Source organism: Nocardia sp. NPDC060220, assembly GCF_042727815.1.
Classification (GTDB): domain Bacteria; phylum Actinomycetota; class Actinomycetes; order Mycobacteriales; family Mycobacteriaceae; genus Nocardia.
The window spans coordinates 1-4,689 of record NZ_JBHWZY010000551.1; the positions used below are offsets into that span (position 1 = coordinate 1).

4 protein-coding genes are annotated in these 4,689 nt (G+C 68.7%); all 4 read left to right on the plus strand.

Features of this window, described 5'->3' with window-relative positions:
- The first annotated feature begins 207 nt into the window (after positions 1 to 207).
- Entirely contained in the window at positions 208 to 1,152 is a 945-nt protein-coding gene (locus ACFWF3_RS24835) for a cytochrome P450 (protein WP_379315597.1), read from the plus strand.
- 219 nt (positions 1,153 to 1,371) lie between these two features.
- On the plus strand, positions 1,372 to 2,493 hold the full coding sequence (locus ACFWF3_RS24840; protein WP_379315599.1) for an ABC transporter ATP-binding protein: 1,122 nt from the start codon (positions 1,372 to 1,374) through the stop codon (positions 2,491 to 2,493).
- A gap of 36 nt (positions 2,494 to 2,529) precedes the next feature.
- A complete protein-coding gene (locus tag ACFWF3_RS24845; protein ID WP_379315601.1) occupies positions 2,530 to 3,900 on the plus strand; it encodes an ABC transporter substrate-binding protein in 1,371 nt (456 codons plus the stop codon).
- Positions 3,897 to 4,689 (plus strand): metallophosphoesterase (locus tag ACFWF3_RS24850; RefSeq protein ID WP_379315603.1); only part of this gene is annotated, 793 nt, incomplete at its 3' end. The genes ACFWF3_RS24845 and ACFWF3_RS24850, both read left to right, overlap by 4 nt.

Sequence of the window (4,689 nt, forward strand, 5' to 3'; positions counted from 1 at the left end):
CCTACACGTACGTCGCTCTGCTCGGTTACCTCGGCGGGGACGCGTTCGCGCACGACTCGCTGAAGGCGCTCGGGTTCAGCCTGAGTCTGGCCTTCCTGATCGGCCTGGTGATCGAGACCTCCCGCCGGATCGCCCTCAAGCGCCGCGCGGCACACCAAGCGCGACACCACGGCGACGGACCCGAATATCGTCGCGCTCCTGAGCCATATGCTCGGCACCGACCCGCCCGCGCACACCCGCCTGCGCAAGCTCGTGAACAAGGCGTTCACCAGCCGCCAGGTCGCCCTGCTGCGACCACGTATCGAGCAGATCACCGCGTCGCTGCTGGATGCGATGGGTGATCGCGACGAGGTCGATCTGATGAACGATTTCGCCAATCCCCTTCCGGTGACCGTGATCTGCGAGCTGCTCGGTGTCCCGTTCGAGGATCGCGCGGATTTCCAAGCCTGGACCAAGGCCCTGGTCACGGTGGTGGGCGAGGGCGAGCAGGACGAGCGTCCCGCCGCGTCGGCCGCGATGGTCGGCTATCTCGCGAAGCTGGTGCGCACCAAGCAGTCCGCGCCCGCCGAGGATCTGCTGTCCCAACTGGTCCTCGCGGACGAGGAGGGCGATCGGCTCACCGATCAGGAACTGGTGTCGATGGCGTTCCTGCTGCTGGTCGCGGGCCACGAGACCACGGTGAACCTCATCGGCAACGGCGTCCTCGCCCTGCTCCGCAACCCCGAGCAGTGGCAGGCCCTGCGCGCCGACCCCACCGGTGTCCCCGCCGCGATCGAGGAATTCCTGCGCTTCGACGGCCCCGTCGACATGGCCACCGCCCGCTATACCGCGGAACCGGTCACACTGGGCGACACCGAGATCCCCGCAGGCGAGATCGTCTACGTCGCCCTCTCGGCCGCCAACCGCGACCCCGCCCGCTTCGCCGCCCCCGACACCCTCGCCACCGACACTCCCACCGCCGGCCACCTCGCCTTCGGCCACGGCATCCACTTCTGCGTCGGCGCCCCCTTGGCCCGCGTAGAAGCCGAAATCGCCTTCACCGCACTCCTGCACCGCTACCCCGACCTGACCCTCGCCCCCACCGCCGACCTCCGCTGGCAAACCAGCACCCTCATCCGGGGCCTACTCGAACTACCGGTCCGGCTGCGCTGAGGCCGCTGACCGCCACCACGATGTAGATCGGCGCCCCGGTGGGGCTTTGCACCATCGGCCGATCACCCGGTGACAGCGTCGCCGAACCCCGCCAACGACTGACGACCACGACGAGCACCGATGGTGCGGTTCGTGGGTCGGTGGGGTCGAGATGATTGGACCGATCGACGTTCACTATCGCCCCGGCGCGGGGGCCGTGGCGGGCTCGACACTGGGCCCATGGCACGACTGCAGATCGAAGCGGTGTCGAAGAAGTTCGATGCCGAGTACGCGGTGCGCGAGGTGAGTCTCGACATCGCCGATGGTGAGTTCATGGTGTTGCTGGGGCCCAGTGGCTGCGGCAAGTCCACGTTGTTGCGGATGATCGCGGGGCTGGAGGAGCCGAGCGCGGGACGGATTCTGGTGGGCGACGTCGACGTGACGGACGCGGCGCCACAGCGGCGGGATCTGGCGATGGTGTTCCAGAGTTACGCGCTGTATCCGCATCTTTCGGTGGCGCGCAATATCGGGTTCCCGTTGCGGGCCCGGCGCAGGCCACGGGCGGAGATCGCGCAGCGGGTCGCCGAGGTGTCGGCGACGCTGGAGATCTCGGCGCTGCTGGAGCGACGCCCGGTCGCCCTGTCCGGCGGACAGCGGCAACGAGTCGCGCTGGCACGCGCCATGGTGCGCGATCCCGGCGCGTTCCTGATGGACGAACCGCTGTCGAACCTCGACGCGAAACTGCGCAGCGCGACCCGCGCCGAACTGATCGCGCTGCACCAGCGCCTCGGCGCGACCTTCCTCTACGTCACCCACGATCAGGTCGAGGCGATGACGATGGCGACGCGCATCGCGCTGCTCAACCAGGGCCGCATCGAACAGTGCGGCACCCCGGAGGAGCTCTACGACCGCCCGCGCTCGACCTTCGTCGCCGGCTTCCTCGGCTCGCCGCCGATGAACCTGTTCCCCGCCGTCGTCACCGCGAGCGACGGCCATATGACGGTGATGGCCGACGGCATCGATGCCGCCCTGGACATTGCCGAGGATTCCGGCGACGCCACCGCCGTCGTCGCCGGAATCCGCCCGGAACGCCTGCGGATCGACGACACCTCGACCGATGTCCGCGGGCGGGTACGGATGGTCGAGAACCTCGGCAGCGAAGAACTCGTGCACCTCGAGTCCGGCCTCTGCGTGCGCGCGGCGCGACCGGCCGGTGTCCGGGTGGGCGAGGACATCGCCTGCCGCGTCGACCCCGCCGACATCCACCTGTTCGACCCCGATACCGGCCTGCGGCTGACGTGGCAAGCGCCCAGCTCCCCCGCGGAACCGGCCGTCGACGCGGCCGCGATCCCCGTCCCCTGATTTCGGCACCACCCCGATGACAAGGATAGAACCACGATGAAACGCACACTGCCCGCGCTGGGCGTGGTGTTCACCGCCGCCCTCGCCCTCACCGGTTGCGGCCTCGGCACCACCGGGTCCACCGACGCCACCGCCACCGCCCAGATTCCCGAACTGGCTGCCGACCAACAGGTTTCGATCGTCTTCGAGTCCTACAGCTACGGTGTGGCGGGCGCCTGGACCGACACCTTCAACGCCCTGATCGCCGACTTCGGCGCCAAGCACCCCAATATCAAGGTCACCGCGCAGAAGCCGCAGGGCAACAGCCCCAACCCGGCCACCGACACCGTCTCCAGCATCCAGAACCAGATGGTGGCGGGCACCCCGCCCGACGTCGCCCAGCTCGGCTTCTCCGACCTGGACTTCACCATCCACCAGCTCAAGGCCAAGCCGCTGGACCAGCTGGTCGGCGCACCGGAAGTGAAGCAGAACTTCGACGGCGCCCGCCACGCGTACGCGCCCCGCGCCCGCACCCTCGACGACTGGGACGGCCACACCTATGGCGTTCCGTTCGTCTTCTCCACGCCCGTCCTGTATCTGAACGCGTCGCTGTTCGCCGAGGCCGGTCTCGATCCCGCCAAGCCGCCCACCACCTGGGACGAGGTCACCACCGCCGCGAAGGCGATCGCCGACCGCACCGGCAAGGGCGGGGTCTACATCGACTGCCTGACCAAGACCGCCAAGGACTGGTGCTTCCAGTCGCTGGTGCGCTCCAACGGCGGCCGCGTGATCTCCGAGGATCGCAACACCCTCACCTTCGCCGACGCGCCCGCCGTCGAGGTCACCAAGATGGCGCAGAACCTCGTGAACAGCGGCAGCATGCCCAAGCTCAATCAGAAGCAGGGCTACGAGGCGTTCGGTCGCGGCGAGATCGGCATGATGCTCGAAACCAGCGCGTTGCAAAGCGTTTTCGTCACCGGGTCCAAGGGCAAGTGGGACCTGCGTTCGGCGCCGATGCCCGGTTTCGGCAGCAAAGCCGCCGTCCCGACGAATTCCGGTGCGGGCCTGCACATCCTGTCCAACGATCCCGCGAAACAGCGGGCCGCGTGGGAACTGATCAAGCACCTGACCAGCGAGGATTCCTACAAGAAGATCGCGCAGAACATCGGCTACCTGCCGCTGCGGACCGGCCTGCTCGAGGAAGCGGGTGGGCTGAAGGAATGGGCCGACCAGAACCCGCTGCTGCGCCCGAATGTCGCGCAGCTGGCGAACATGGAGCCGTGGGTGTCGATGCCGGGCAACAACTATCTGCAGATGCGCGACGGCATGATGGACGCCGTCGAGGCCGTCGTGTTCCAGGGCGCCGACCCGCAGTCGACGCTCACCGCCGCCCGCACCGCGGGCACCGAACTCATGCCGAAGTCATGAGCGGGCTGACGATCGTCCAGATCACCGACACCCACCTGCGGCCCGAGGGCGAACTGCTCCACGGTGTCGACACCGCCGCCAATCTGACCGCGGTGCTCGACCGGCTGCGCGAATTCGGGCAGCGAGTCGACGTGCTGATCTTCTCCGGTGATCTCAGCGACAACGGTTCGCCCGAGGCCTACCGGCGGTTGCGGGCCGCGGTCGAGCCCGTCGCGGCCGATCTCGGCGCCGAGATCGTCTACGCGATGGGCAATCACGACGAACGCACCGCCTTCGGCATCGAACTGCTCGGCCGCGACACCGTGGACCCGGATCTCCCACACGACCAGAGTGTCGAGATCGCGGGCGTGCGGATCATCGTGCTGGACAGCACCACGCCGTTCCAGCACGACGGCAAGCTCGAGCCGGAGCAGCTGGCCTGGCTGGCCGAGCAGCTGCGCACCCCCGCCCCGCACGGCACCGTGCTGGTGGTGCACCATCCGCCGCTGCGTTCCCCGCTGGCCACCCTGGACTTCCTCCGGCTCAAGGACGCCGAGCAGCTGGCCGAGGTCGTGGCGGGCACCGATGTCCGGATGATCCTGTGCGGACACAACCACCTCACCGGCGCGTCGGCGCTGGCCGGGATTCCGGTGTGGATCGGTCCCGCGACGGCCTACCGGGTGGACCCCATGGCACCGGCGGGCAGGCACCGCGGCTTCGTCGGATTCGGGTTCAGCCGCGTCGACGTCACGGAGTCGACAGTGTTGGCCACCGCGATCGACGCTGCTCCGGCGCCGAAGGTCTATGACC

Bases quoted from the DNA above. Each gene is read 5' to 3' on its own strand.
- ACFWF3_RS24840 (WP_379315599.1), top strand. From the start codon at position 1,372: ATGGCACGACTGCAGATCGAAGCGGTGTCGAAGAAGTTCGATGCCGAG.
- ACFWF3_RS24835 (WP_379315597.1), top strand. From the start codon at position 208: ATGCTCGGCACCGACCCGCCCGCGCACACCCGCCTGCGCAAGCTCGTG.
- ACFWF3_RS24845 (WP_379315601.1), top strand. From the start codon at position 2,530: ATGAAACGCACACTGCCCGCGCTGGGCGTGGTGTTCACCGCCGCCCTC.